Raw genomic sequence first — 25,322 nt, 5'->3', positions numbered from 1 at the left:
AAATCGTAATAAAGCTTTATTTCGCCCAAGAGGGGTTCGGGACTATGTTCCCAGCCAACGCGGGATCGTTAAAAGTCCGTAACCCTGAAAGGGCAAATAAAGGGCTTGTTTCCGCCGCAAATTGAAGGGCAGGGTTTATGACCGCATTTGTTGACCGACAGACGACGCTGGCCGATCAGGTGACCCTGACCGGTATAGGCGTTCATTCGGGCAAGCCTGCGTCGATCACTCTCGTACCGGCCGAAGCTGGTGTGGGGATTGTGTTCACCCGCACCGACCAGGAAAATTCCACTGAAGTTCCGGCCTTGTGGAACAAGGTATCCGCAACCGCGCTTTGCACCGTGCTTGGCGATCCGTCCACTGAAGGTGTCGCGACTGTCGAACATCTCATGGCCGCACTGTTCGGCATGGGGGTCGACAATCTGATCGTGGAAATCGACGGACCGGAAATGCCTGTCATGGACGGCAGCAGCGTCGAGTTTGTCGAAGCGATCGAGCAGATCGGCCTGAAGCGCCTGGACCGGGGACGCCGGTATCTGAAGGTGAAGAAGACCGTTCGTGTCGACAATGGCACGGCCTGGTGCGAGCTGCATCCTTACAACGGCACCAAGTTCGACATCACCATCGATTTCGATACACCGCTGATCGGCCGCCAGAAGTTTGCTTCCGACATCACGCCGGACGTGTTCCGCGAGGAGCTTTCCCGGGCACGTACTTTCGGATACGTGAAGGATGTCGAACAGCTCTGGAAGATGGGCTTTGCCCTCGGCTCTTCTCTGGAAAACTCCGTGGCGATCTCCGAGGACAAGGTTCTCAATCCGGAAGGAACTCGCTGGCCGGACGAATTTGCACGTCACAAGGCCCTGGATGCCGTTGGCGATCTGGCTCTCGCCGGCTTGCCGATCCTGGGGCTCTACCGCTCTTACAAGGGCGGTCACAAGATGAACCATGCAATTCTGGTCAAGCTGTTCGAAGACCCGAGCGCGTTCGAAATCGTCGAGTCGCCTGCCTTCCGCAAGGTCGGTCAGGTCGACAAGGGCGGTATCGCAGCCGCAGCCGCTTTCGGCCCGGACGTTTCCTGATATAAATTTGATCGGCCGCTTCATTGGAGCGGCCGTTTTCTTTTCGGCGGAATTCGGAACCTATTTGGACCGGTTGCCATAAAATTGCTCAAAAAAACCGTCAGATGGCCGATGAGGACGTGACGGGGACCGGTGATTTCCGCTAAACACTCCTGTCGATAAATTTGCAAGGCCCTATGACACGGGCCTTAGGGGCTTTAAAGGCCCGGGAGTATAGGCGTGAACGGAATGGATACTGGTTCTGAAGTGAGCAGAGCCAAACACATGAAGACCTTCCTGAGACTGGCTGTTCTGGCAGTGCCGCTTGCGCTTGCCGCATGCGGCGGCAAGGATGATCTCGACGAGCTGGCGCTCAACGATACGCCGCCGGAAGTTCTGTTCAACGAAGGCCTGTCCCTGCGTGCGCAAGGCAAACTGCGCGATTCGACCCAGAAGTTCGAAGAGCTCGACAAGCTTTATCCCTATTCGGAATATTCCAAGAAATCGCTGGTGAACCTGGCGTTCCTGAACTATTCGCGCGGCAAGTACACGGAAACCGTGACCGCGGCGAAGCGGTTCGTGACGCTTTATCCGGGGGATGAGGATTCAGCCTACATGCTGTATCTCGCCGGGCAGGCCTATTTCCGCCAGATGCCGGACATTACCCGCGACCAGGCAGTGACCCGCAAGGCAGCCGGTGCCTTTAACGAGCTGATCCAGCGGTTCCCGGAATCAGAGTATGTGCCGGACGCTGAAAGCAAGCTGCGGATCGTGCACGACCAGCTCGGCGGCAAGGAAATGCAGGTTGGCCGCTTCTATCTGAAGAAGCGCAACTACATTGCAGGCATCAACCGCTTCAAGACGGTTGTTGTCGATTACCAGACCACTCGCCACGTGGAAGAAGCCCTGTTCCGTCTGACCGAAGCCTATTACGCGCTCGGTGTCGTCAACGAGGCGCAGACGGCCGCGGCCGTGCTCGGGCACAACTATCCGGACAGCCAGTGGTACAAGGACGCCTATTCGCTGCTGAACAAGGGTGGATACGAACCTTCCGAAGACAGCGGCAGCTGGATCAGCCGCGCCTTCAAGAGCATCTGACGCCCAGTTTAATCCCGAATTGGCTTCAGCCTCGCAAATGAGGTTGAAAAGGCCCAAACAGGCTCTTTCAAGACGCTTCGGTCCTCCTATATGGTGGGCCGAACTTTAAGGAGCATCCCTTCATGCTGGTCGCGCTGTCTATCCGTGACATCGTTCTGATCGACCGTCTTGACCTCGAATTTGCTGCCGGCATGTCGGTTCTGACCGGCGAGACCGGTGCGGGCAAGTCCATCCTTCTCGATTCCCTGTCGCTGGCACTGGGGGCTCGCGGCGATGCCGATCTCGTGCGGCACGGCGAAGCGCAAGGGCAGGTGACTGCCGTCTTCGATGTGGCGGCGAACCATCCCGTCCGCACCTTTCTGCGCGAGAACGACGTTGATGACGACGGCGATATCATTCTGCGCCGTATCCAGACATCCGACGGCCGTACAAGGGCGTTCGTCAACGATCAGCCTGTCAGTGCGGGGCTGCTGCGCCAGGCGGGCGCACTTCTGGTGGAAATTCACGGGCAGCATGACGACCGCGCCCTGGTTGACCCGGAAAGCCACCGTGCCCTCATCGATGTGTTCGGAGGACTGACGACCGAGGCCGAAGCCGTTGCGCAGGCCTTTGCCACCTATCGCGCAGCCGACAAGGCAGTGACCGACCATGAAAAGCGGATCGAGGCTGCGCGCAACGAAGCCGATTTCCTGCGCTCTGCCGTTGATGAGTTGTCGGTGCTGAAACCGGAAACCGGCGAAGAGGAGCAACTCGCCGCCCGGCGGACGGACATGATGGCGGTCGAGAAGATCGCAGGCGATCTCAACGAAGCCTTCGAAACCTTGAACGGCACTGCTTCGCCGATCCCCGAGCTTGCCAGCTTGTTGCGGCGGCTGGAGCGAAAGGCCGACCAGGTGCCCAATCTGCTTGGCCTGCCTGTCCGCACGCTTGCCGAAGCACTGGACCTTCTGGAGGAAACACGGGGCGGACTGGAAACAGCGCTTCGCGAGACTGAATATGACCCGCGCGAACTGGAAGCGGTCGAAGAGCGTCTGTTTGCGCTTCGCGCTGCTTCCCGCAAATATTCCGTGCCGGTTGACGAGTTGTCCGCGCTCTGTGCCCGCATGAGCGGTGATCTGGCCGATCTCGATGCCGGTGAGGACAAGCTGGCGGCGCTGGTGAGTGCTGCAGGCAAGGCCCGGGCCGACTACGACAAGAAGGCGGCCAACCTGTCCGACAAGCGGCGCAAGACAGCCAAGGCATTGGAAAAGGCGGTTGAAACAGAGCTGCCTGATCTCAAGCTTGAGCGGGCTAAATTCATCGTCGAACTGGAAAGCAATTCCGAGAACCGTGGTCGTTCAGGCATCGATCAGCTGGAATTCCATGTCCAGACCAACCCGGGCACGAAGCCTGGACCCATGATGAAGGTGGCGTCGGGCGGCGAGCTTTCCCGTTTCCTGCTGGCACTCAAGGTGTCCCTGGCGGACAAGGGCTCGGCTCCGACCCTGGTGTTCGACGAGATTGATACTGGTGTCGGCGGTGCGGTGGCCGAGGCCATCGGTCTGCGTCTGGCGCGGCTTGCCGGCAGCGTTCAGGTTCTTACTGTTACCCACGCGCCGCAGGTCGCAGCCCGTGCCGCAGGGCATTTCCTGATCGCCAAGGAAGCAACGAAGCGGGATCGGGTCGCGACGCGTGTCCAGCGCATCGATGAAGACCACCGCAGCGAAGAAATCGCCCGGATGCTTGCCGGCAGCGTCATCACCGAAGAAGCGCGCGCGGCTGCGCGCAGGCTGCTGACGGCTGCCGAATAGTACCCTCGGTCAGTGTGCGTTGGCGCGAAAAAAAAGGGCGGGTTAGCCGTAGCTCCCGCCCTGTGGTGCAGTTTGCATATTGGAAAAGATCTTACGGCTCCTTGACGAGCGGTGCTTCCTTCATGTCCGGCAGCTTGAGTTCGCCTTCACCCACATTGGGCACGTTCAGCTCGATGCTCAGCTCTTCGTCGTTCGTGAAAAAGCCATTGGCATAGAGCAGGCCGCCTGCGATCAGCGCGACGACAAGCGCCCCGGCCATGAACCAGCCTGCGCTGTTGCCGGTAGTCTTCTCGACATAATGCGTTTCACGGTCCTGATAAGCCATTCGTGTCTCCTCATTCCAACATTGACCAGCATCGAGTTTTGCCGGTTCGATGTGCTATCAACGCTTGAGCCCGCCAATCGGTTCCGGTATCGGATTTAATCCGGTCATCAACTCGGCCTTTCCCGCTGACACATTTCGTGAAGACATCATGACTGACACCTCCTTCGCCCAAACCGACATCGATGCCCTGACGCAGGAGGAGGCCCAGGTTGAGCTGAAACGGCTCGCGACGGAAATCGCCGAACATGACCGGCGGTATCACCAGGAAGATGCTCCGGTCATCTCGGACGCGGATTATGACGCCTTGCGGCGGCGGAACGCGTCTATCGAAGCCCGGTTCCCCAATCTGATTCTTGAAGACGGCCCATCCGCCCAGGTGGGGGCGGCACCGGCGTCCGGTTTTGGCAAGATCACTCACCGGGTGCCGATGCTGTCACTGGACAATGCCTTCAGCGACGACGACGTGCGGGATTTTGTGGGTCGCGTCAGGCGGTTTCTGAAATTCGATCCGCTGATGGGCGCACTTGCGGTCACCGCCGAACCGAAGATCGATGGCCTGTCTCTGTCTCTTCGTTACGAGAACGGTGTCCTGGTCTATGCGGCAACGCGCGGTGATGGAACCACAGGTGAAAACGTCACCGAGAACGCGAAGACCATCAAGGACATCCCGGAAAAGCTTTCCGGAACGGTTCCGGACGTGGTGGAGGTGCGTGGTGAAGTCTATATGGCGCACAAGGACTTCCAGGCGCTGAATGAACGCATGGCGGCCAATGGCGGCAAGGTTTTCGCCAATCCGCGCAACGCCGCGGCCGGGTCGCTACGCCAGCTCAAGTCCGAGATCACCGCGTCCCGCCCGCTGCGCTTCTTCGCCTATGCCTGGGGCGAAATGAGCGCGCTGCCGGAAGACACCCAGTTCGGCATGGTCAAGCAGCTGGAGGCCTGGGGCTTTCAGATCAATCGCCTGATGAAGCGCTGCGAAACCGTGGAAGAGCTTCTCGGTGTCTATCACGGCATCGAGGAAAGCCGTTCCCAGCTCGACTACGACATTGACGGTGTCGTCTACAAGGTCGACCGACTGGACCTGCAGGAGCGGCTCGGTTTCGTCTCCCGGTCTCCCCGCTGGGCGATCGCGCACAAGTTTCCGGCAGAACAGGCCTATACCACACTCAACGACATCGAGATCCAGGTCGGCCGTACGGGCGCGTTGACGCCTGTTGCCAAGCTGGAGCCGATTACGGTGGGAGGGGTCGTCGTTTCAAACGCAACCTTGCACAACGAAGACTACATCAAGGGCATCGGCCAGGACGGTGAACCGGTCCGTGGTGGCAAGGATCTTCGCATCGGTGACACGGTAAAGATCCAGCGTGCCGGCGATGTCATTCCGCAGATTGTCGATATCGATCTGGACAAACGTCCGGAAGGGGCGGAAGCCTTCGATTTTCCAACAGTCTGTCCTGCCTGCGGCAGTCACGCGGTGCGCGAGGAAAAAGAAAAGACCGGGCGACGGGATGCCGTGCGCCGCTGCACCGGCGGCCTGATCTGCCCGGCACAGGCAACGGAAAAGCTGAAGCACTTCGTCTCGCGCAATGCCTTCGACATCGAAGGTTTCGGCGACAAGCAGGTCGACGCCTTCTACAAGGAAGGGCTGGTGATGGCCCCGGCGGATATCTTCACGCTGGAAGAACGGGACAAGCGCTCTCTCACCAAGCTGCGCAACCGGGAAGGTTGGGGTGCCGTTTCGGCGAAGAACCTTTTCGAAGCGATCAACGCCCGGCGTGAAATCGACCTTCACCGCTTCATCTTCGCCCTTGGTATCCGACACGTGGGCGAGGGCAACGCCAAACTTCTGGCCCGCGCCTATGGCTCCTGGGCGGCGTTTTATGCAGCCATGAAGGCGGCGCACGACACGGCGGGTGAAGCCTGGACCGAGCTCAACGATATCGACGGCATCGGACATATCGTTGCCGAGGCGCTGGCGGAATTCTTTGCCGAGCAACATAATCTCGACCAGCTCGATGCGCTTCTGGTCGAGGTGTCGCCGAAGGATGCGGAAAAGATCAATGCGTCCGGCTCACCGGTTGCAGGCAAGACAGTGGTCTTTACCGGCTCGCTGGAGCGCATGACCCGCGACGAAGCCAAGGCCATGGCCGAACGGTTCGGTGCCAAGACTGCCGGGTCCGTGTCGAAAAAGACCGACCTCGTGGTGGCTGGCCCCGGCGCGGGCTCCAAGCTGAAAAAGGCGCAGGAGCTGGAGATCGAAGTCATCTCCGAGGATGACTGGTTCGATCTGGTGGGGGCCTGAGCGAGTATTCCCTTCGTGTTTTGTCATCCGGGTTTTTTGACGAAAGGACCGAGGCAGAGGCATTTTGCTCCAAAGGTGCCTGCGTTTACTGGATCCCCGCCTGCGCGGGGATGACAAAATGGAGAGGTGGGCTCTGTTTTCATTTCACACTACCCCGCCATCCATTGTCATCCCGGTTTGACGCGCAGCTGCAAGACCGGGATCCAGTACCCCCCTGTGCTCGCTGGAACCGCAAACCATCGGTTATTTGAAACCGGTATCGGCTGCGTTAAAGCAGCAGGACTAACGTTTATCCCGGAAGAATTTCAACAAAGGCTCCACGTTGCACCTCGATCAGCAATACTATGTCTACATTCTTGCAAGTGGACTGGGCGGCACGCTCTATGTCGGGGGTGACGAATGATCTGTTGGGCAGGGTTTCGCATCACCGTGAAGGCATCGGAAGCCAGTTTACCGCGAAATATGGCGTGCATCGGTTGGTGTATTACGAAGTTCACGAGGAAATCGAGTGGGCGATCAAGCGGGAAAAACAAGTCAAACGCTGGAATCGTGCCTGGAAGATCCGTTTGATCGAAGAAGGGAATCCAAACTGGGACGACCTGTTTCCTAAACTGGTTTGACACTTTTGCGTTGCTTCGATCGTTTGCTGCGCATGGCTTGTTCTCCTGCCACATGGTCAAGCAACAGGCTCCCTTGTTTACTGGATCCCCGCCTACGCGGGGATGACAAGAGAGGCTTCAGGACTTGCCTTTGCTTCTTGTCATCCCGGTTTGCCGCAACGCGGCAAGACCGGGATCCAGTAATCCTCGGTGTTGGCTGGAGTCACAAGACTTTGGGACTCCACCGGTCTTGACGCCTATCAAACCGTAATTGCCTCACGCAGTTGCTGGGCCAAATAAGAAAAGCGCAGTCCTTGTCCCCACCAAATCGGACATTCCCGCCTCGCCAGCGCCGGTTTGTTGCTATATTGTTCTCAAAACAAGCGCTTGAAACCGGACCAGTAAACCATGACCGACCCGGACGGGTACGACGATTCCTTTGACGATCCTTTCCAGCCTATCGGCACGCAGGCGGAGCCTGCGCCTGTGCCGGTGCGGCCGCAAGGCGGGATCGCGGCCCGGGCGATGGCGGCACGGCGGGCACCGGACTATCTGACCGGTCTGAACCCGGAACAGCGACTTGCGGTGGAGACCACCGAAGGGCCGGTTCTGGTGCTGGCCGGGGCCGGAACGGGCAAGACCCGTGTGCTGACAACACGCATTGCGCATATCCTGGCCTCCGGTTTGGCGCGGCCGTCTGAAATTCTGGCCGTTACCTTCACCAACAAGGCCTCCCGCGAAATGAAGGAGCGCATTGCCGGCTTCGTCGGCGGCAATGTCGAAGGCATGGCCTGGCTTGGCACGTTCCACTCCATCTGCGTGAAGATCCTGCGCAAACATGCAGAACTCGTCGGTTTGAAATCGTCTTTCTCGATCCTCGATACAGATGATCAGATCCGCCTGATCAAGCAGATCATTCAGGCCGAGGGACTGGATGACAAGCGCTGGACCGCACGGGCTTTCGCCAGCATCCTGGACAGCTGGAAAAACCGGGCATTGGGACCGAAGGACGTTCCCGAGGGCGAGGCACGGGCGTTTGCCAACGGCAAGGGCCGCAAGCTTTACGAGGAATATCAGGAACGCCTGTCGATCCTGAACGCGGCTGATTTCGGCGACCTGCTGCTGCATGTCATCACCTTGTTCAAGACCCAGCCGGATGTTCTGAAGGAATATCAGCGCCGGTTCCGTTACATGCTGGTGGACGAGTATCAGGATACCAATATCGCGCAGTACCTGTGGCTTCGGCTGCTCGCTCAGGGCAATCCGAATGTCTGCTGTGTCGGCGATGACGACCAGTCGATTTACGGCTGGCGCGGGGCGGAGGTCGACAACATCCTTCGCTTCGAGCACGACTTCAAGGGGGCCGTGGTCATTCGCCTGGAGCGCAATTATCGCTCGACCAGCCACATTCTGGCGGCAGCGTCCCACCTGATTGCATTCAACGAAGGTCGTCTCGGGAAAACGCTGTTCACCGATTTCGAAGAGCCCGACCATGACCTGGTGTCGGTGGCATCCGTCTGGGACAGCGAAGAAGAAGCCCGCACCATTGGTGAAGAGATCGAATCCCTTCAGTCAAAAGGCCATTCGCTCAACGAAATGGCGGTTCTGGTGCGCGCATCTTTCCAGATGCGCGAGTTTGAAGACCGGTTCGTGACGCTGGGGCTGAACTATCGGGTTATCGGCGGTCCGCGCTTCTATGAGCGCATGGAAATCCGTGACGCCATGGCGTATTTCCGCTGTGTTGTGCAACCGGCCGACGACCTGGCGTTCGAGCGCATCGTCAACACGCCGAAGCGTGGTCTGGGCGATGCCACGCTGAAGTTGGTCCACGGCGTTGCCCGCGCAGAACGCATTCCGCTGATGCAGGCAGCCAGCCAGCTCATCGACACCGAAGAATTGAAGCCCAAGCCACGTAACGCGCTGAAATCCGTGCTCGACAACTTTGAGCGCTGGCGGCGTCAGCTCGACCAGATGAAACACACCGAACTGGCGGAAATCATTCTGGACGAAAGTGGCTATACGGAAATGTGGCGGCAGGACCGGTCTGCGGAAGCGCCGGGGCGGCTCGACAACCTGAAGGAACTGATCCGGTCGATGGACGAATTTGAATCCATGGCCGGTTTTCTGGAGCACATCTCTCTCGTCATGGACCGGGACAGCGCGGATGCAACCGATGCCGTGTCCATCATGACGCTGCACTCGGCCAAAGGGCTGGAGTTCGACACGGTGTTTCTGCCCGGTTGGGAAGAGGGGCTGTTTCCCCATCAGCGCGCGCTGGACGAATCCGGCCGCGCCGGCCTGGAGGAAGAACGCCGGCTGGCCTATGTCGGCATCACCCGCGCGAAGAAACGTGCGAAGCTCTATTTTGCCTCCAACCGGCGCATTCACGGCCTTTGGCAGTCGACCGTTCCCTCCCGTTTTCTGGACGAGTTGCCGCCGGACCATGTCGAGATTGCAGAAGCATCGACAAACTATGGTGGATATGGCGGCGGTGGTTACAGCCCGTCTCGTTTCGACAGCCATGATCCCTTCGACAAGGGCAGCTATTCCACACCCGGCTGGCAACGTGCGCAGCGTGCCAAGCAGTCCTCCAGCGGATTTTCCGACAGTGGCGGACGCGGGTATCAGTCCGCGCGGCAGAAGCGCCAGGGACCGCTGACGATCGAAGGCGAACTGGTCGCGAAATCCGTCAGTGACACGCCTTCAGACTTTTCTACTGGCGAACGGGTGTTTCACATCAAGTTTGGCTATGGCGCGATCAAGTCGATCGAAGGCAACAAGCTGACAATCGATTTCGAGAAGGCGGGCGTGAAGAAGGTCATCGACAGTTTCGTCGAACGGCATTGAGCTTTACTCGGGCAGGACTTATTCCGTCGAATGTTGCTGGATGGTTCTTCCCGGAACAACTGCGGAAGCTCTTCTGTGTGGTGCTGAGTAGGCCTTGTCGAGCGCTGACGATGCCTTCGTGCCCCTCAGCTTCCCTAAAGATCAACGCCTTGTGGCTTGATCAGCATGTCGCGTTCCTTGAGGAAAGGATGAATGCCGACCGCTTCGCGAAGGACTTCCTGTCCTGACTCCACCCGGCCGAGCGTCATCAGGATGATTGCCTTGCCGGACAGGGCCCCGAAGTGGCGCGGCTCCAGGGCAAGGGCACGCTCGATGTCTTCCAGGCTGGCTTCGTAGTTGCCTTGCAGAAAAAGGATGAAGGCGCGCTGGTTCCAACCTTCCGAATAGTCCGCAGCCTCTTCCACCACCTTGTCGAGCAGGACCTTTGCGCCTTGAAAGTCATAGCTATCGCGCCGGCGCATGGCCTCATCCACCTTTTGCCGGATCTCGGGCGTCGGTGCCGCATCCAGCCAGCTGGTCCAGATGTCATCTTCAATCCTGCTGGCTTCTTCTTCCGTTGGGGCATTTTTCAACGCCTTGAAAAGGGCGTCCTGTTCCGGCGTCGCCCGGGCAGGCATTGCAAGCAGGCAAAGGGAAAGCGCGGCTGCTAGCAGCATCAGGAGCACCGACTGCCGCAACGGCTTTGAAAATGGGCTGATCATGGCGTTTCCTCACATTTCCCATTGAAATGGGGCAGAGACCCGATTTGCCCAGTCCATGGGCTGTTTCAAGCTGGCATCACCTGCCGCTTCCCGCTATACCGCACGCCTTGACCCCTATAACCACAGGCGCGAGCAGCGATGAAAACCATCCGGGTGCGAATCACGGCTGAAGAACTGGAAGCCAAGCGGATCTCCGAGATCCTTGAACGGGCGTTCGAGGATGACGGCAATCCGGTGACCATTTATGAAGCCACGCCCGATGGCCGGCTCTGGGCAGCTGAAATCCTCCTGTTCGACATGGAACCGGAGGAAGCCGCCGCGGCCGTTCGCGATCGTGTCGGCGCGGATGCGTTTGCCGCACCGCTGGAAGCGGAAGAACTGCCGGACATCAACTGGGTGGAAAAGAGCCTGGAAGGACTGAAGCCCGTTAAAGCGGGCCGGTTCGTCGTTCACGGCAGCCATGACCGGGACAAGGTTCCGGGCGGTGCCATTGGTATCGAGATCGAAGCGGCGCTTGCCTTCGGAACCGGCCACCACGGCACGACGGCCGGGTGCCTTGAAGAGATCGACAGGCTGCTGTCCATGCGGGAGTATAACAGCATTCTGGACCTGGGCACGGGAACCGGGGTGCTTGCAATCGCTGCTGCGCTTCAATCCCGCCAGACGGTGCTGGCAACCGATATCGACCCGGTGGCAACGAAAACGGCCCTGGAAAACGCACGGCTCAACGGAGCAGGGCACCTGGTCAAGGGCTTTACCGCCAATGGTATCGAAGATCGCCGCTTCCGCCTCTATGGACCTTTCGATCTGGTGATTGCCAACATTCTGGCGCGGCCCCTGATGAAGATGGCCAAATCCATCGGCGAAAGCATGACGCCGGTCGCAACGCTTGTCCTTTCCGGCCTCAGGGTTGAGGACGGCCCGCGGATCCTGTTTGCCTATGGCTGTCAGGGCTTCGTTCTGGACCGGCGCGGCGAAAAGGATGGCTGGTTGACACTGACCCTCGTGCGGGGCAGGAAATACGCCTGATCACTGGTTCCGTTTGCTAGGAGCCTGCAATGACCACGTCGTCATCCTTCTAGACGATTGTCTTCGCCAATCTCCTCAGGATGAGGCTACGGGTGAGCCGGGTTTTTTCGGAACTTTGATTGAACCCGATTGAGCGGTGCGGGTTCTTCATTCTGACATCTTGAGCCTTCCATCCAGGTTCACTAATGCCTGTCTTCCATTAAAAAAGGCCCGCCGGAAATCCGGCAGGCCTTTCTTTGTGCACAGTGGTCTTTAACTGAACCGTCCTGAGCCCCTTAGAACGCGCTGGTCGAAGCGCCTTCACGCTCCAGCTGGCTGCGGTCATAGCCGTGAGTGGCCAGAGTCGCGTCGTCCAGCGATAGAAGGTAGCCGTTCACGTAACGGCGAGCCTGGATGGAGCGGGCTTCAATCATCCGGTCGAATGCGCGGCGCATGAAGCTGCCGCCGGCGCGGGTCGAAGTGGTTGTTTTCATGGTCATCGTGATCAATCCCGTTTGAAGTTTCAGAGCTTCCCTAGGGAGAAACGTCTTTTTCTTGTCTGGACCCTATATGCGCCTTTGCCGGAGCCTCAGGTAGGCCTTGGAACGCATGCCAGCCTTGCGTCCTTCGCATATGCGAAAGAATTTGCTGCAACGCAAAATATAGGGAAAATAATGCTGCTTAAGCGATTCAGGCGGAATAAATATCCAGCTTGATCGGATGCTGCCGCGAAATTATCTTGCGGCCATGTTCCAGACCTTTGATGATCTCAGTGATCCTTCCTGTGGTGCTCCGCATGCGGCGCTTCTCAGAGCCGAACTCTCCCGCCGTGGTCTTGACGGCTTCCTCGTTCCACGCGCCGATGCGCATCAGGGCGAATATGTGCCGCCTCATGATTGCCGGCTGCAGTGGCTGACCGGATTTACCGGTTCCGCTGGCATGGCAGCGATTCTGGGAGATGAGGCTGCGATCTTTGTCGATGGCCGCTACACCATCCAGGTGCGTGACCAGGTCGATATGGCTGTGTTTCCTGCACGCCATCTGATCACCGAACCGGTAACCGACTGGTTGGCCGACCGGCTGAAGCCGGGGCAGAAACTCGGCATTGATGCGATGCTGCATACGGTGCGTGAGGTGCGTCGGCTCCAAGAGGTTTGCGAGGCGGCTGGGGCCAAACTGGTAAAGCTGACTCACAATCCGCTCGATACTGTCTGGAAAGACCGGCCGGAGCCGCCACTTGGCCAGGTGTCGCTGTATCCTGAAGAACTGGCCGGACGCGCCTCGAAAGACAAGATTGCCGAGATCCAGTCGGCACTTGGCGAGAAGAAGGCAGATGCCTGCGTCCTGACCCAGCCCGACTCGATCGCATGGCTGTTCAACATCCGTGGTTCTGACGTCACCCATACGCCACTGCCGCTGTCGTTCGCCACTGTTCCGGCTGAAGGCAAGCCGTCGCTCTACATCGACGGCCGCAAACTCTCCAATTCGGTGCGGGACGCACTTGCCGATCTGACGGAGCTGAACGAGCCTGCCGATTTCAAACCGGGGCTGGAAGCGTTCGGCAAGGCGGGCGCCAGGGTGATGATCGATCCGGGCCTTGCGGGCATCGGTATTGCAGACGCCATCACCGATGCAGGCGGCACGCTGCTGGAAGCCCAGGATCCGATCCTTTTGCCAAAGGCGATCAAGAACGAAACGGAACTGAAGGGCGCGCGCACCGCGCATATCCGCGATGCCGCAGCCTTCGTCAATTTCCTGTGCTGGTTCGACGAAGTTGCTCCGAACGGCGATCTCGATGAGATCAGTGCTGCGGAGAAGCTCGAACAGTTCCGTCAGGAGACCGGCGTTCTGAAGGATATTTCCTTCGACACGATTTCCGGTGCCGGTCCGAACGGGGCAATCTGCCATTACAGGGTCAGCCGCTCCAGCAATCTCGAGATTCCGGTCGGCAAACCGTTTCTGATCGATTCGGGAGCCCAATATGAAGATGGCACCACCGACATCACCCGCACGCTTGCGGTTGGTGAGGTGAGCGCTGACATGAAGAAGCACTATACGCTGGTCCTGAAGGGGCATATTGCCATTTCGACCGCGAAATTTCCCGAAGGCACCACAGGTGCCCAGCTCGATACCCTTGCACGGATCGACCTGTGGAAGGCCGGACTGGATTTCGACCATGGGACCGGTCACGGCGTCGGGGCGTATTTGAGCGTACATGAGGGACCACAGCGCATTTCCAAAACCGGAACCGTGGCGCTGAAACCAGGCATGATCCTGTCCAATGAGCCGGGCTACTACCCTGCCGGCGAATACGGTATCCGTATCGAGAACCTGGAAATCGTCACTCCGGCTCGCGATTTGCCCGGCGGAGAACGGCCGATGCTCGGTTTCGAGACGATCACTCTGGTGCCGATGGATTTGCGGCTGGTAGAGCCGGGTTTGCTGACGGCGGCGGAACGTGACTGGCTGAACCGCTACCACGAGAAGGTTCGTGCCGAGATCGGTCCGCTTGTGGGTGCGAAAGAACGGATCTGGCTGGAACAGGCGACAAAAGCGATCTAAAAGACCCTGGTGGCCGGTGTCGTCGTCCGGCCTCCCATTTTTTGAATTCTTGTTTATCGAACCGAGGTTTTCATATGCGCGCCGCGGATGTTCTCAAGATGCCGCTCTATGCCGCCGAGCTGGCAACCGGGGCCAAATCGTTTCGGGACAACCCGCTGATCGGCAGTCGCCGGCTGAACGAGGCCGGTCTGCACGCAAAACGCATCAAGCTGGCGGAAACGATGGCAGATGCGCGCCGCCGCAGGCTGGAACACCTCCTGCCGGAAGAAGATCGCGCTGCCTATGCCAGGGACGGCTTCATTGCGACGCGGGACCTTTTGCCGGAAGCTGAACTGGCAGCACTGCGCAAGGAAGTTGAAACAACGCGGTTCGATGCCTGGGACATGCGCCAGGGCAATGCCGTCACGCGCTTTATTCCGCTGCCACCCAGTGTTCTGGCAGATTTGCCTCATCTGAAGGCTTTTGTCTGGAGCAAGCCGTTCCAGAACGGTCTGCGTTATGTCGGCTCGACCAACGGTGATCCTCTGGTCTATCTGCACATCGTCATGACCAATCCGGACACCAAGCGCAAAGCGGATCCGCAAACGGCGTTTCATTCCGATACGTTCCATCAGACTGCGAAATCCTGGTTCTTCCTCTATGACATCGACGATGCCGAGGGACCCTTCACCTATATTCCCGGCTCTCATCGGCTGACGCCGGAACGGCTGGAATGGGAGCGTGAACAGAGCCTGTCGGCGTGTGGCGACAAGAACACGCTGCACGCCCGTGGGTCCTTCCGGCTTGCTCCTGAGGAACTTGGTCGGCTGAAGTATCCCGAACCGGTGCGGTTCGCGGTTCCCGGCAATACGCTGGTCGTTGCCGATACACACGGTTTCCATGCCCGCGCCACCAGCAAACGGCCGTCAGTTCGCGTCGGTATTTATGGTTCGTTGCGGCGAAATCCTTTCCTGCCGTGGGCCGGGCTGGATCCGTTCGATCTGCCGGGACTAAGAGGGAGGCAGGCGCGGTTCTACATGGCCCAGAAGGATCTGCAGTTCCGACTGAAAGGCAAGGCCTCGCATCGTTATGCCGGCAAGATCCTGGTGACAGAACCGTCGAAGTTCTGATCTTGCCGGAAGGCGGTCGGTCTGTTGGTTGCCGTCAGTGGTGCTCTTCCTCGTTGGCCTTGATCAGCTCCGCGTTGAAGTGATGGAGCGCCTTTACGTGGCGTGCCTGCCCGATGATCCTGGTGGCGTCGCTGCTGCTGACCACCGGAAGGGCAGCTTCCCCGCAGGAATCGAAGCTTTTCAGCGCGCTTTCAAGCGAGTCGGTATCGTGAAGGTAGCTGCCGTCCTCACCGGGCCGGAAGACGCAGTCCTCCTCGTTGGCTGGCGGAGGGTCCATGAAGTCCTTCACCTTGACCGTTTCTCCCAGAAAACGGTGGATGCCGTCATTCACGAAATAGCCGCGCAAGCCAAGCAGCCAGTGGAAATAGGATTTGCCATGAACGGCCTGGGTCAGGCCCGTTGCAATCGACACGGTCAGCAACAGGGCGATGGAGAGCGTGTAGCCGCCTGTCAATTCGAAGACGATCATGGTCGTTGAAAAGGGAGCGCCAAGCACCGCTGCCGCAACGGCCCCCATTCCCAGGATCGCGTAAAGCCCCTCGCTTGAAGCCAGTTCAGGAAAGACGGAGGCGGCAATCAGCCCGAAGGCACCTCCTGTCATGGCCCCGAGATAGAGCGACGGCGAGAAGATACCGCCACCAAAACGGGAGGCGAGCGTTATCGCAGTCGCGGCCGTTTTGGCGAACAGCAGAGCGAACAGCATCGCAAGGGGCAACTGGTCCTTAAGGGCGGCATCCGTGGTCTCGTAGCCGACGCCAAGCACATCGGGAAAGACCAGAGCGATGAGCCCGACTGCGAAACCGCCGACAACGGGCCGCAGCCAGACCGGCATCGAAATGTTTCGGGCGACCCAGTCCGTTCCGATCAATGCAAACTGGAACAGGATTGCCACGAGCGCGGAGACCAGGCCCAGCAGGGCGAATGCCGGAAATTCCCAGTAGGAGGTGATCTGATGTCCCGGGATCACGAAGGCGGCGACATCACCGAACCAGAGCCTGGAAAACACGGTTCCGGTCACTGCAGCGATCGCGATGGGCGAAATGGCGGACATCGCATAGTGGCCGAGAATGACTTCGTGTGCGAACAGAACGCCCGCGATCGGCGCGTTGAAAGATGCGGAAACCGCACTTGCAACGCCGCAGGCAAGCAGAATGCGATGCGCGGAATCAGGCAGGTGAAACAGCCGCCCGACCGACGCCCCGATTGTTGCCCCCAGGTGCACGACAGGGCCTTCACGCCCGGCGCTGGCCCCGGAGCCGAGCGACAGTGCGGTGATGAGTGCGGACGAAATGCCCGGCCAGAACGGCAACCCTCTTCCGCCTTTCACACGGGCTTCGATGACGTCAGCCACGCTGAAGGTTCTCTGCATGGGCTGCATGTGCTGGAGCAGCAGGCCGACCAGCAATCCGCCGATGGTGGGGCCGGCAACGATGACATACCAGGGCAGCGTTGCCGCGGCGCTGACGACCCTTTCCGTCGCGGTGCCCAGCCATGGCAACTGCACCACACTGATGATCTCGCGAAAGATGATGGCCGCCCAGGAGACGAAAGAGCCTATCAGCAGTGCCAGCAGCCAGACGATATGGCTTTTCTGACGCAGAAACTCTCTGAAATTGAAGCCAATGCCTGCGAGAAGTCCGGCAATGCCGGAACGAATGGAGGGAACGAGTCTTGAGAGAAAGTTGAATCGGTCTGGCATTTGGTCGGCGGAACTCACCTGAAAATTAAAGCCAATCTCTTATTTGGGCCTATCTTACGGAGGAACCGCGTCACTTCATCGTCAAATTTAAAAAAATTAGGCTTGTCCCTTGATTTTCATGTGTTCAGGTTTATGGAGGGAGGTGTCGAGCCCTTTTGGCCGTGTTGCCTTCCCCGGTCGCCAAGGCTGGCTGTTCCGGGCCCCGACAAATCGCCATAAGTTGCCCTCTCAGCCAAAAAGCGTTGGCCTGCCATGTCCGTTGTTGAACCGTCCGATACCTCTGCACCATCCGGTGAAGAGGCTCCTGACGCGAGAGAAGAACGCGTATTTTCCGTCCCCCTATTGTGTCTTGTGGCATTCTTTATCGGGATCGTCGCGGCTATCGGTGCCGTTTTCTTCCGATATCTGATCTCGATCGTTCACAACCTTTTTTATTACGGAAAATTCTCGACCGTTTACGACGCAAACCAGTTTGCAGAAGCTAGCCCTCTCGGTGCCCTGGTCATTCTTGTGCCCGTCATTGGCGGTCTGATTGTGGTCTTTCTGGTCAGGACCTTCGCTCCGGAAGCCAAGGGGCACGGGGTTCCGGAGGTCATGTTCGCGATCTACCACAAGAAGGGTGACGTGCGCGGCGTCGTGGCGCTGGTGAAATCCTTTGCCTCGGCAATTTCCATCGGAACGGGTGCATCCGTCGGCCGCGAAGGGCCGATCATCCAGATCGGGGCCTCATTTGGCTCGACGATTGCGAGGGCGCTGCATCTGCCGAGGTGGCAGAAGATCACGCTGCTGTCCGCAGGAGCAGGGGCGGGGATTGCCGCCACCTTCAACACGCCGCTTGGCGGCGTGCTCTTTGCCGTCGAGATGCTGTTGCCGGAAGTCAGCAACCGGACCTTCCTGCCGGTGGTTGTCGCCACCGCAACAGCCACCTATGCAGGCCGCATCGCCTTCGGTCTGGATCCGGCGTTCATCGTGCCGATTTCCGCGGAAGAGGCGATCGAGGCTATCGAGCCGATCCAGTTGGGGGCCTATGCGCTGCTCGGCGTGCTGGCAGGCATCGCCTCCTGGGCTTTCATCCGCACGCTTGCCTGGTGCGAGGATCTCTTCCCCAAACTTCCCGGCAACGATTATACCCAGAACATCATCGGCATGCTGATCATCGGCGTGATGAGCTACGCCATGATGCTGACCACCGGGCACTACCACACGGCTGGCGTCGGCTATGCAACGATCCAGGACATCCTGAATTCAACGCCCTATACGCTCATTCTGCTGGCTGTTCTTTTCATCGCGAAAATCATCGCGACATCGATCAGCCTCGGCGCCGGGGCGTCCGGGGGTGTCTTCTCGCCCTCACTGTTCATCGGCGCGACGCTTGGCGGCATGGTCGGCGTGCTGTGTTCCTATCTCTTCCCGGAAAGCGGGTTCACGGCGGTTGAATTCGCGCTTGTCGGCATGGGGGCTCTGGTGGGCGGAGCAACCGGCGCGTCGATGACCGCTATCGTGATGATCTTCGAGATGACGCGCGACTATAACGTCATCGTGCCGCTGGTTCTGGCGGTCGCGATTGCGGTCGGTATCCGGCGCTGGCTCATCAAGGAAAACATCTACACGGTCAAGCTGCGCCACCGCGGCAAACCGATCCCGCTTAACCGTCATACCAACATGTATCTGGTGCAGCCGATCAAGGAAGTGATGGCGAAGAACTTCGTGATCCTGCCGCTCGATACCCCGATCCAGGAAGCGATTGCCGCGGTGAGCGCCGACGGAGGTTCACACATCATCGCGTCCGACGGGCCCCGCATTGCCGGTTTCGTCCGGCTCGGCACCATTCCCTACCAGGCCGACCGGTTCGCTGGTCAGACACTGCGCGCGATCCTCTCAAGCGACTTCGTGGTTGCTCCGGCGACAAACATCATGAACTCGGTGATCACGCGCATGAACAACCGCAACCGCAGCTGCGCGATCATCGTGTCCGGTGACGGCCGCATTCCGCGCCCGGACGACGTGGTCGGGGTGGTCGATTCCCAGGAAATCGCAGGCGTGGTGGTGTCCAACCACTACGGTTGAGGATCGAAGTCCGCATTCAGGCCGTTGGAGCGCTGTGTCGCTTCAACGGCCTGACTATGTCTCCGGCAGCGCTCAGACCGCCTTTTTGCGGATTTCGATATGACGTCCGGCCCGCTCCGGGCGTGGCAAGGCGGCGTGGGCTTCCGACAAGGCGTTGAGATTGGCGGCGATGTCCTCCGGCCAGGGAGCAACCTTGCGGGCTTTCATGTCAACGTGAAGGCTCAGTTGTTCGGAGGTTGCCGACAGCCAGCCTTCCTCGGCGTGACGCAGTTCCTGATAGAAATGAGCGCGCTTGGCATCGAAATCGACAAGCTGAAGTGTTGCGATCACCGGCATGCCGGCGCTGAGTTCGCGCACATAGCAGACGTGCACTTCCGCGGTGAAATACGACGCGTCGCGGGTCTTCACATAGTCGGGACCAAGGCCGAGGCGCAGAAAGACCTCGTCGACGGCCGTATCGAACAGGACGTTGTAATAGGCCATGTTCAGATGGCCATTGTAATCGATCCAGTCGTCCTTGACCGTCATGATTTCGCTTTCCACCGGCTTTGCGTCCCAAGTCACCTTCGCAGTCCTCCTTGCGCCATTGTGTCCAACCTTGCGGGAAATACCCATTAGGCTTTGACCTTTCGGGCCGGGGCTAACATATTCGGTTTTTCACCGCGCAGACAAAGGCGCGGACCCAGGAGGAAAGAGAATGCCGGAAATGGCAACCGCACCGGATGGAGCGCAAGTCCTTGAAAAGAATAACGGGATCGGTGCTGCCATCGAGAAGCTGACGGACCTTTTCAAGGACCGTTGCTCCACGTCCCAGGCCCTGCGGGAACAGCATGGCCACACCACTACCTGGCTGAAGAATCAGCCGCCCGATGCCGTTGTCTTTGCCGAGACGACCGAGGAAGTCGCTGCAGCCGTGAAGATCTGCGCTGCGCACAAGGTGCCGGTGATCGCCTTCGGTACCGGGTCATCGCTTGAAGGGCATGTGAACGCGCCATTCGGTGGCGTATCCATCGACCTGTCGCGCATGAACAACGTTCTGGAAGTCAACGCTCAGGATCTGGATTGCCGCGTCGAGGCAGGTGTGACGCGCAAGCAGCTCAACAGCTTCATCCGCGACACCGGTCTGTTCTTCCCGATCGATCCGGGTGCGGATGCCAGCATCGGCGGCATGGCGGCCACCCGTGCGTCGGGCACCAATGCGGTACGATACGGCACGATGAAAGACGCCGTCCTCGGCCTAACCGTAGTGACAGCGGACGGGCGCATTATCAAGACGGGTGGACGGGCGAAAAAGTCGTCCGCCGGCTATGATTTGACCCGGCTTTTTGTCGGCTCGGAAGGCACGCTCGGCATCATCACGGAGCTCACCCTGCGTCTAAATGGACAGCCGGAAGCCATTTCCGGCGGCGTCTGCCCGTTCCCGGATGTGGCGTCCGCCTGCAATGCGGTGATCATGACCATCCAGATGGGACTGCCTGTCGCCCGCATCGAGTTGCTGGACGAAGTTCAGGTGCGTGGTTGCAACATCTATTCCAAGCTGGACCTGCCTGAAACGCCAACGCTTTTCCTGGAGTTTCACGGGTCTGAGGCAGGTGTACAAGAACAGTCCGAAACCTTTTCTGCCATAGCCGAGGAATTTGGCGGCGGTCCGTTCAAATGGGCGACTGGGGCCGAGGACCGGACGAAACTATGGGCAGCGCGCCATGATGCCTATTGGGCCGGCAAGTCGCTGAAGCCTGAAGCCAGCATCATGGTGACAGACGTTTGCGTGCCAATTTCCCGGCTTGCCGACTGCGTTGCCGCCACGGCCGAAGACATCCGCAACGAAGGTTTCCTGGCACCGATCGTAGGTCATGTCGGCGACGGCAATTTCCATGTTCAGATCCTGGTCAATCTGGACGATCCGGAAGAAAAGCAACGGACGGAAGATTTTGTCGGACGGCTTGCGCTGAGGGCGATCGACATGGGTGGTACCTGCACCGGCGAACATGGGGTCGGCCAGGGCAAGCAGAAATACATGGCCAAGGAACATGGCGAGGCGCTTGACGTGATGCGCGCTGTCAAACAGGCACTTGATCCGGACAATGTGATGAATCCCGGCAAGATCCTGCCGCAGTCATGATATTGTATCGAATCAGTTCAATAAGCTCGTTTTGCTCCGCCGGACGTTGCAGCACGGCGATCCGGCCAGTGCCGGCAATCCTGTGTTTGCAGTGCAGCACGGATCGGCTACATCTATCCGGTACGATTTCCGGTGACTTTGGAGAACAAGGAGACAAGGCCTGAACTCCGTCTACATCACGTTGGGTGTAACCGTCATTCTGGTGCTGGTAACAGCGCTGGTCGGGCCGTTCTTTATCGACTGGACCGTCTATCGGTCGACTTTCGAAAGCTATGCGGAGCGTGCACTCGGACACAAGGTGACTGTGTTGGGCGAGGCGGATCTGCGGCTTCTGCCCGCGCCATCCATCAGCTTCTCCGATGTCCGGGTAGGCGGCGCAGAAGACCCGCTGCTGGTCGTCTCGCGTTTCGACATGCGCATCGAGCTTCCCTCTCTGCTCAAGGGCGAGATCCGTGTTCTCGACATGGAGCTCGACCGCCCGCATCTGTCGCTTTCCCTTGATGAAGACGGCCGTCTGGACTGGTTGACCGCCATGACCTCGAGCGGCGCCATCGCCAAACTGGCGCCGGACGATCTGAGCTTCGAAAAAGTGTCGATCCGCGACGGAGCTTTGACGATCGTCGATGCGCGGTCCGGGGAGATCAACAGGATCGATAACGGCAACCTCGTGGTGTCCGCACGGTCTCTTGCAGGGCCGTTCCGGGCCGCTGGCAGCCTCACGCTGAACGGAGCTCCCTATACGGTCAGTCTGGCCTCGGGCCGCGCTCAGGAAGATGCCGGACTGCGTGTAAAGGGTGAAGTCACACCGACCAACCGTCCCGTGAACTTTGCCTTCGACGGCCAGCTTCAGGTTGCCGACGCCGCGCCTGAATTCGACGGCCGTTTCACCATTGCCTCTGTCGCGCTGGAAGAAAACGATCCGAATATGTGGCAGGCGGAAGGGCTGTTCACAGCCGATATTGCCGAGGTCGCTGTGCCGGAGTTTGAATTCCGATACGGCCCCGAAGACCGGCGCCTGAGCATGACTGGCAATGCGGATCTGATCTATGCAGGCGACAAGCGTTTCGAAATCCGGGCGAAATCAAAGCAGGTCGATCTCGACAGGCTGCTTGGGGGCGGGCCGCAGTCGCCCGTGGACATCAATGAGGCGGCAACGCGGCTGATCGCAGCCCTGCGTGCCGTGCCGTTGCCGTCCATCAACGGTGCCATTTCCATGGATGTACCGGCTCTGGTTGCCGGGGGCGGCATCATCCAGAATGTCCGTCTGGATCTTGAAACCATGCTGGGTGGTTGGCGTGTGGCACGTCTTGCAGGGCGATTGCCCGGTCGCACGACAGTTGCCACCCAGGGGGATCTCGGTCTCGAACCTTCTCTGACTTATCGCGGCGCGGTTTCCATCAGCTCCGATCAGCCGGGTTCGCTCCTGAGCTGGTGGCGGAAGAAGGAAAGCGGCGTCGGCACCATTGAGCCGGTGACCCTTGAAGGGCGCTTGAACCTGGTGCCTGAAGGGGCGGCTCTGGACAATTTGCGCCTGACCATTGCCGGATCCGAAGCCCGTGGCGGCTTGGCGTATCGTATTCCGCGCAGCGGCAATTCGGAATTCTCGCTGTCTCTGGAAGCTGACCGGCTCGACCTGGATCAGATTGAAAGCATGGCCGCGTTGCTTCATCCAAGGGTGGGGGACGTGGGTGAGCCGAAAGATCCCAAGGGTCTCGATGTCTCCTTGCGCCTTCGCGCCAAGCAGGTGGTGGCACGCGGCGTTGAAGGCGAAGGACTGGCGCTTGAAGCGGAGTATTCGGACGGAGGCGTCAGGATCGACAGACTGTTTGCCGACGATCTTGCCGGCGCCAGGCTCGATGTCTCCGGCGATATCCGGAACCTGTTTTCCGCACCTCAGGGGACTGTGTCCGGAACTCTCGACGCCCGTGACCTTTCCGGCCTGGTTGCGCTGGCGGGCGGGCTGTTTCCCGAAACCGTCTTTGCAGAACGGCTCGAGCGTGCTGCTGCAAGTCTGGTTCCTGCCAAGTTCGACGCCGAACTGAAAGCTGCAGCGGTGGGCGAGGGGACGGACATGACGCTGCGCCTTGATGGCAGCGCGGGTGGTGCCGATGCTGCGATCAATGCGGAACTCAAAGGCCGTGTCGACCAGTGGCACGACGCTGAGATTGCCGTCGGCGTTGAACTGAAGGGCCCGGATGGCGGCAGGCTCTTGCAGCAGCTGGGTTTTGATGTCATCCCGGTGGAGGCTGCCGGTACCGGCCATCTGGCACTGAACGTTGCCGGTGTTCCGGCAAAGGGACTGACCACCGGCCTTGCTACGGAGATCGGTGGGTCGACGCTTGATGCCAACGGCACTTTGACCCTGAAGAAGGATGAAGCGCCGGAATACCTCATCTCCGTGACCGCAAAGACCGACGATCTGGGACCGCTGGCACTGATGGGCGGGCGGGTTCTGCCGGTCATGAGTGGCACGATCCCGGCAGAGCTTTCAGTCGACGTCGAAGGCGTCGGCAGCTCGCTGGCAGTCAGCAGGGCGGAAGGTGCGCTCGGGTCGACGACGTTCGAAGGGCGGCTTGAAGGCGACCTGGAACCGGCGCCAGGTGAACGCAACAGACGCTTTTCCGGCGAAATGACGATCTCCGAGGCTGATCTGCGAACCATGACGGAACTGGTGCTTGGCCCGGACCAGTGGTTCTCGGCAGGAGACGGTTCCAGCATCTGGCCGACAACCCCGTTCGGCTCACCGCTTCTGGATGGTCTCGACCTGACCCTGCAGCTCAAGGCGGACAGGATGCTGCTGGACGAGGAAACGGAAATCGCAGGTCCCAGCGCCGAACTTCGGTTGACGCCGAGCCTGTTCCGCCTCGACGGATTGCAGGGAACCTTTGCCGGTGGGCAATTGGACGGCAGTCTCTCGATCCGCAGGACGGAGGCGGAGGCCTCGGCTTCCGGCAGGGTCAAACTCGAAAATGCCGATCTGCGACAGGTTTCCTGGCGCCCTGATGACAGGGCCGTGGCCTCCGGCACGCTCGATCTTTTTCTGGAATTCGAGGGAGCGGGGCGGTCGATCTCGGCCATCGTGTCCGGCCTCAACGGCGGTGGCACGTTCTCGATGGAAAACGGTGACTTCCGGGGCCTCAATCCACAGGCCTTCCCATTGGTGACACGTGCGGTAGATGCGGGGCTGGATCTTCAGGACAGCAAGATCCGGGACGTTTTCATCAGCCACATGGCTGCGGGGAGCCTTCCCTTCAAGCGTGTTGACGGCACGCTGACGATGGTGGGCGGGCGACTGAGTGCGCGCAATGTGGTCGTCGACGCCGAAAAGGCCGAGATCTTCGGCAGCGCCGAAGTGAACCTTGCCAACTATGATCTTGATGCGGATTTCTCGCTGAAAGTCGATCCGGGCGAAGATGCGGTCACGGGTGCCGAGCCGCAAGTCGGGCTGCTGTTCGAAGGACCGGTGGAGGCTCCGGAGCGACGCGTCGATATCACTCCTTTCACCGCCTATCTGACCCTGCGCGCCTTCGAACGCGAGGTCGAACGTGTGGAGAAGCTTCAGGCGGAAATCCTGGAACGGGACCGTCTTGTTCGGGAATTGAAAAATCAGCGGGAAGGGCAAGCCCGCCGGGAACGGCAAGCAGCAGAAGCGGCTGAACAAGAACGGCTGCGGCTGGAGCAGGAACAATCCGGTGACAGTCAGCCGGAACCGAGGAAGCAGGAAAACACGGCGCTACCAGAAAAAGTCAATCCCGCGCCGCAGCGGGAAACGAAGGTCGTGCCAGCCCCCGCACCGGCACCGGCCGCACCTGCTTTTGCAGAGCGGATCAGGGCAGTGCTGGAATCACCTGATCTTGAAGATCTGACAGCACCGCCGGACGCCGCTCCTGCCGCCAAACCCTCCAACGGCCTACCACCTCTGGATCCGCCGGTCTCGATTGAAGATTTTCTGACGCGCGACGCCGGGTCGCCGCTGGTTCTGCCGGGCGCGCAATAAGTGGCCGATACCTCGGGCTTTCGCTCGTTGGTATG

17 protein-coding genes are annotated in these 25,322 nt (G+C 59.5%); 12 read left to right on the top strand and 5 right to left on the bottom strand.

Features of this window, described 5'->3' with window-relative positions:
* Positions 1-137: 137 nt before the first annotated feature.
* The 3 genes from lpxC (at position 138) to recN (ending at position 3,949) form a co-directional block, all read left to right on the top strand.
* Positions 138-1,082, top strand: a complete 945-nt coding sequence (gene lpxC, locus ACYQ54_RS05040; protein ID WP_460079928.1) for a UDP-3-O-acyl-N-acetylglucosamine deacetylase — start codon at positions 138-140, stop codon at positions 1,080-1,082.
* A gap of 264 nt (positions 1,083-1,346) precedes the next feature.
* Positions 1,347-2,159, top strand: coding sequence for an outer membrane protein assembly factor BamD (locus tag ACYQ54_RS05035; protein WP_023000501.1), 813 nt, complete (start codon positions 1,347-1,349; stop codon positions 2,157-2,159).
* Between the two features lie 122 nt (positions 2,160-2,281).
* Positions 2,282-3,949: a DNA repair protein RecN gene (gene recN / locus ACYQ54_RS05030; protein WP_460079925.1), complete on the top strand. Its 1,668-nt coding sequence runs from the start codon at positions 2,282-2,284 to the stop codon at positions 3,947-3,949.
* Positions 3,950-4,040: 91 nt separating this feature from the next.
* Here recN and ACYQ54_RS05025 read toward each other — a convergent pair whose 3' ends face one another.
* Positions 4,041-4,274: a hypothetical protein gene (locus ACYQ54_RS05025; RefSeq protein ID WP_460079923.1), complete on the bottom strand. Its 234-nt coding sequence runs from the start codon at positions 4,272-4,274 to the stop codon at positions 4,041-4,043.
* Between the two features lie 148 nt (positions 4,275-4,422).
* On the opposite strand from ACYQ54_RS05025, the gene ligA reads away from it, so the two are divergent.
* From ligA to ACYQ54_RS05010, 3 genes are all read left to right on the top strand, one after another.
* Complete coding sequence (ligA, locus tag ACYQ54_RS05020; RefSeq protein WP_460079921.1) at positions 4,423-6,576, top strand: NAD-dependent DNA ligase LigA; 2,154 nt, start codon at positions 4,423-4,425, stop codon at positions 6,574-6,576.
* Positions 6,577-6,920: 344 nt separating this feature from the next.
* Positions 6,921-7,196 carry a GIY-YIG nuclease family protein gene (locus ACYQ54_RS05015; RefSeq protein ID WP_460079918.1) on the top strand — a complete coding sequence of 92 codons (276 nt, stop codon included), beginning with the start codon at positions 6,921-6,923 and terminating at the stop codon, positions 7,194-7,196.
* A 387-nt stretch (positions 7,197-7,583) separates the two neighbouring features.
* The gene (locus tag ACYQ54_RS05010; protein ID WP_460079916.1) at positions 7,584-10,022 is read left to right on the top strand and encodes an ATP-dependent helicase; all 2,439 of its coding nucleotides are present in this window, start codon (positions 7,584-7,586) and stop codon (positions 10,020-10,022) included.
* Positions 10,023-10,156: 134 nt separating this feature from the next.
* On the opposite strand, the gene ACYQ54_RS05005 is transcribed toward ACYQ54_RS05010, so the two are convergent.
* Positions 10,157-10,723, bottom strand: coding sequence for a tetratricopeptide repeat protein (locus ACYQ54_RS05005; protein WP_460079914.1), 567 nt, complete (start codon positions 10,721-10,723; stop codon positions 10,157-10,159).
* 138 nt (positions 10,724-10,861) lie between these two features.
* Between ACYQ54_RS05005 and ACYQ54_RS05000 the strand changes: the two genes are divergently transcribed.
* On the top strand, positions 10,862-11,752 hold the full coding sequence (locus ACYQ54_RS05000) for a 50S ribosomal protein L11 methyltransferase (RefSeq protein WP_460079911.1): 891 nt from the start codon (positions 10,862-10,864) through the stop codon (positions 11,750-11,752).
* A 275-nt stretch (positions 11,753-12,027) separates the two neighbouring features.
* On the opposite strand, the gene ACYQ54_RS04995 is transcribed toward ACYQ54_RS05000, so the two are convergent.
* Positions 12,028-12,231 (bottom strand): hypothetical protein, encoded by a 204-nt coding sequence (locus ACYQ54_RS04995; protein ID WP_460079909.1) that lies wholly within the window; start codon positions 12,229-12,231, stop codon positions 12,028-12,030.
* A 247-nt stretch (positions 12,232-12,478) separates the two neighbouring features.
* Here ACYQ54_RS04995 and ACYQ54_RS04990 point away from each other — a divergent pair, with 247 nt between their 5' ends.
* Together ACYQ54_RS04990 and ACYQ54_RS04985 are read left to right on the top strand one after the other, a co-directional pair.
* Positions 12,479-14,293 carry an aminopeptidase P family protein gene (locus ACYQ54_RS04990; protein ID WP_460081680.1) on the top strand — a complete coding sequence of 605 codons (1,815 nt, stop codon included), beginning with the start codon at positions 12,479-12,481 and terminating at the stop codon, positions 14,291-14,293.
* A gap of 74 nt (positions 14,294-14,367) precedes the next feature.
* Positions 14,368-15,402 carry a phytanoyl-CoA dioxygenase family protein gene (locus ACYQ54_RS04985; RefSeq protein ID WP_460079908.1) on the top strand — a complete coding sequence of 345 codons (1,035 nt, stop codon included), beginning with the start codon at positions 14,368-14,370 and terminating at the stop codon, positions 15,400-15,402.
* A 34-nt stretch (positions 15,403-15,436) separates the two neighbouring features.
* Here the strand turns inward: ACYQ54_RS04985 and ACYQ54_RS04980 are convergent, their stop codons facing one another.
* A complete protein-coding gene (locus ACYQ54_RS04980; RefSeq protein WP_460079905.1) occupies positions 15,437-17,101 on the bottom strand; it encodes a chloride channel protein in 1,665 nt (554 codons plus the stop codon).
* Between the two features lie 252 nt (positions 17,102-17,353).
* On the opposite strand from ACYQ54_RS04980, the gene ACYQ54_RS04975 reads away from it, so the two are divergent.
* Complete coding sequence (locus tag ACYQ54_RS04975; RefSeq protein ID WP_460079903.1) at positions 17,354-19,168, top strand: chloride channel protein; 1,815 nt, start codon at positions 17,354-17,356, stop codon at positions 19,166-19,168.
* A gap of 72 nt (positions 19,169-19,240) precedes the next feature.
* Here the strand turns inward: ACYQ54_RS04975 and ACYQ54_RS04970 are convergent, their stop codons facing one another.
* Positions 19,241-19,783 carry a thioesterase family protein gene (locus tag ACYQ54_RS04970; protein WP_460079901.1) on the bottom strand — a complete coding sequence of 181 codons (543 nt, stop codon included), beginning with the start codon at positions 19,781-19,783 and terminating at the stop codon, positions 19,241-19,243.
* Between the two features lie 91 nt (positions 19,784-19,874).
* On the opposite strand from ACYQ54_RS04970, the gene ACYQ54_RS04965 reads away from it, so the two are divergent.
* Complete coding sequence (locus ACYQ54_RS04965; protein WP_460081678.1) at positions 19,875-21,290, top strand: FAD-binding oxidoreductase; 1,416 nt, start codon at positions 19,875-19,877, stop codon at positions 21,288-21,290.
* A gap of 181 nt (positions 21,291-21,471) precedes the next feature.
* Positions 21,472-25,287 carry an AsmA family protein gene (locus ACYQ54_RS04960; protein WP_460079899.1) on the top strand — a complete coding sequence of 1,272 codons (3,816 nt, stop codon included), beginning with the start codon at positions 21,472-21,474 and terminating at the stop codon, positions 25,285-25,287.
* Positions 25,288-25,322: the final 35 nt, after the last annotated feature.

This window comes from Roseibium sp. LAB1, assembly GCF_054658235.1.
Note: the sequence above shows the minus strand (reverse complement) of the source record. Positions and strands in the feature narration are given on the sequence as shown.

Coding starts and splice junctions, on each gene's coding strand:
- lpxC (WP_460079928.1), top strand. CDS start 138: ATGACCGCATTTGTTGACCGACAGACGACGCTGGCCGATCAGGTGACC.
- ACYQ54_RS05035 (WP_023000501.1), top strand. CDS start 1,347: ATGAAGACCTTCCTGAGACTGGCTGTTCTGGCAGTGCCGCTTGCGCTT.
- recN (WP_460079925.1), top strand. CDS start 2,282: ATGCTGGTCGCGCTGTCTATCCGTGACATCGTTCTGATCGACCGTCTT.
- ACYQ54_RS05025 (WP_460079923.1), bottom strand. CDS start 4,274: ATGGCTTATCAGGACCGTGAAACGCATTATGTCGAGAAGACTACCGGC.
- ligA (WP_460079921.1), top strand. CDS start 4,423: ATGACTGACACCTCCTTCGCCCAAACCGACATCGATGCCCTGACGCAG.
- ACYQ54_RS05015 (WP_460079918.1), top strand. CDS start 6,921: ATGTCTACATTCTTGCAAGTGGACTGGGCGGCACGCTCTATGTCGGGG.
- ACYQ54_RS05010 (WP_460079916.1), top strand. CDS start 7,584: ATGACCGACCCGGACGGGTACGACGATTCCTTTGACGATCCTTTCCAG.
- ACYQ54_RS05005 (WP_460079914.1), bottom strand. CDS start 10,723: ATGATCAGCCCATTTTCAAAGCCGTTGCGGCAGTCGGTGCTCCTGATG.
- ACYQ54_RS05000 (WP_460079911.1), top strand. CDS start 10,862: ATGAAAACCATCCGGGTGCGAATCACGGCTGAAGAACTGGAAGCCAAG.
- ACYQ54_RS04995 (WP_460079909.1), bottom strand. CDS start 12,231: ATGACCATGAAAACAACCACTTCGACCCGCGCCGGCGGCAGCTTCATG.
- ACYQ54_RS04990 (WP_460081680.1), top strand. CDS start 12,479: ATGTTCCAGACCTTTGATGATCTCAGTGATCCTTCCTGTGGTGCTCCG.
- ACYQ54_RS04985 (WP_460079908.1), top strand. CDS start 14,368: ATGCGCGCCGCGGATGTTCTCAAGATGCCGCTCTATGCCGCCGAGCTG.
- ACYQ54_RS04980 (WP_460079905.1), bottom strand. CDS start 17,101: ATGCCAGACCGATTCAACTTTCTCTCAAGACTCGTTCCCTCCATTCGT.
- ACYQ54_RS04975 (WP_460079903.1), top strand. CDS start 17,354: ATGTCCGTTGTTGAACCGTCCGATACCTCTGCACCATCCGGTGAAGAG.
- ACYQ54_RS04970 (WP_460079901.1), bottom strand. CDS start 19,783: ATGGGTATTTCCCGCAAGGTTGGACACAATGGCGCAAGGAGGACTGCG.
- ACYQ54_RS04965 (WP_460081678.1), top strand. CDS start 19,875: ATGGCAACCGCACCGGATGGAGCGCAAGTCCTTGAAAAGAATAACGGG.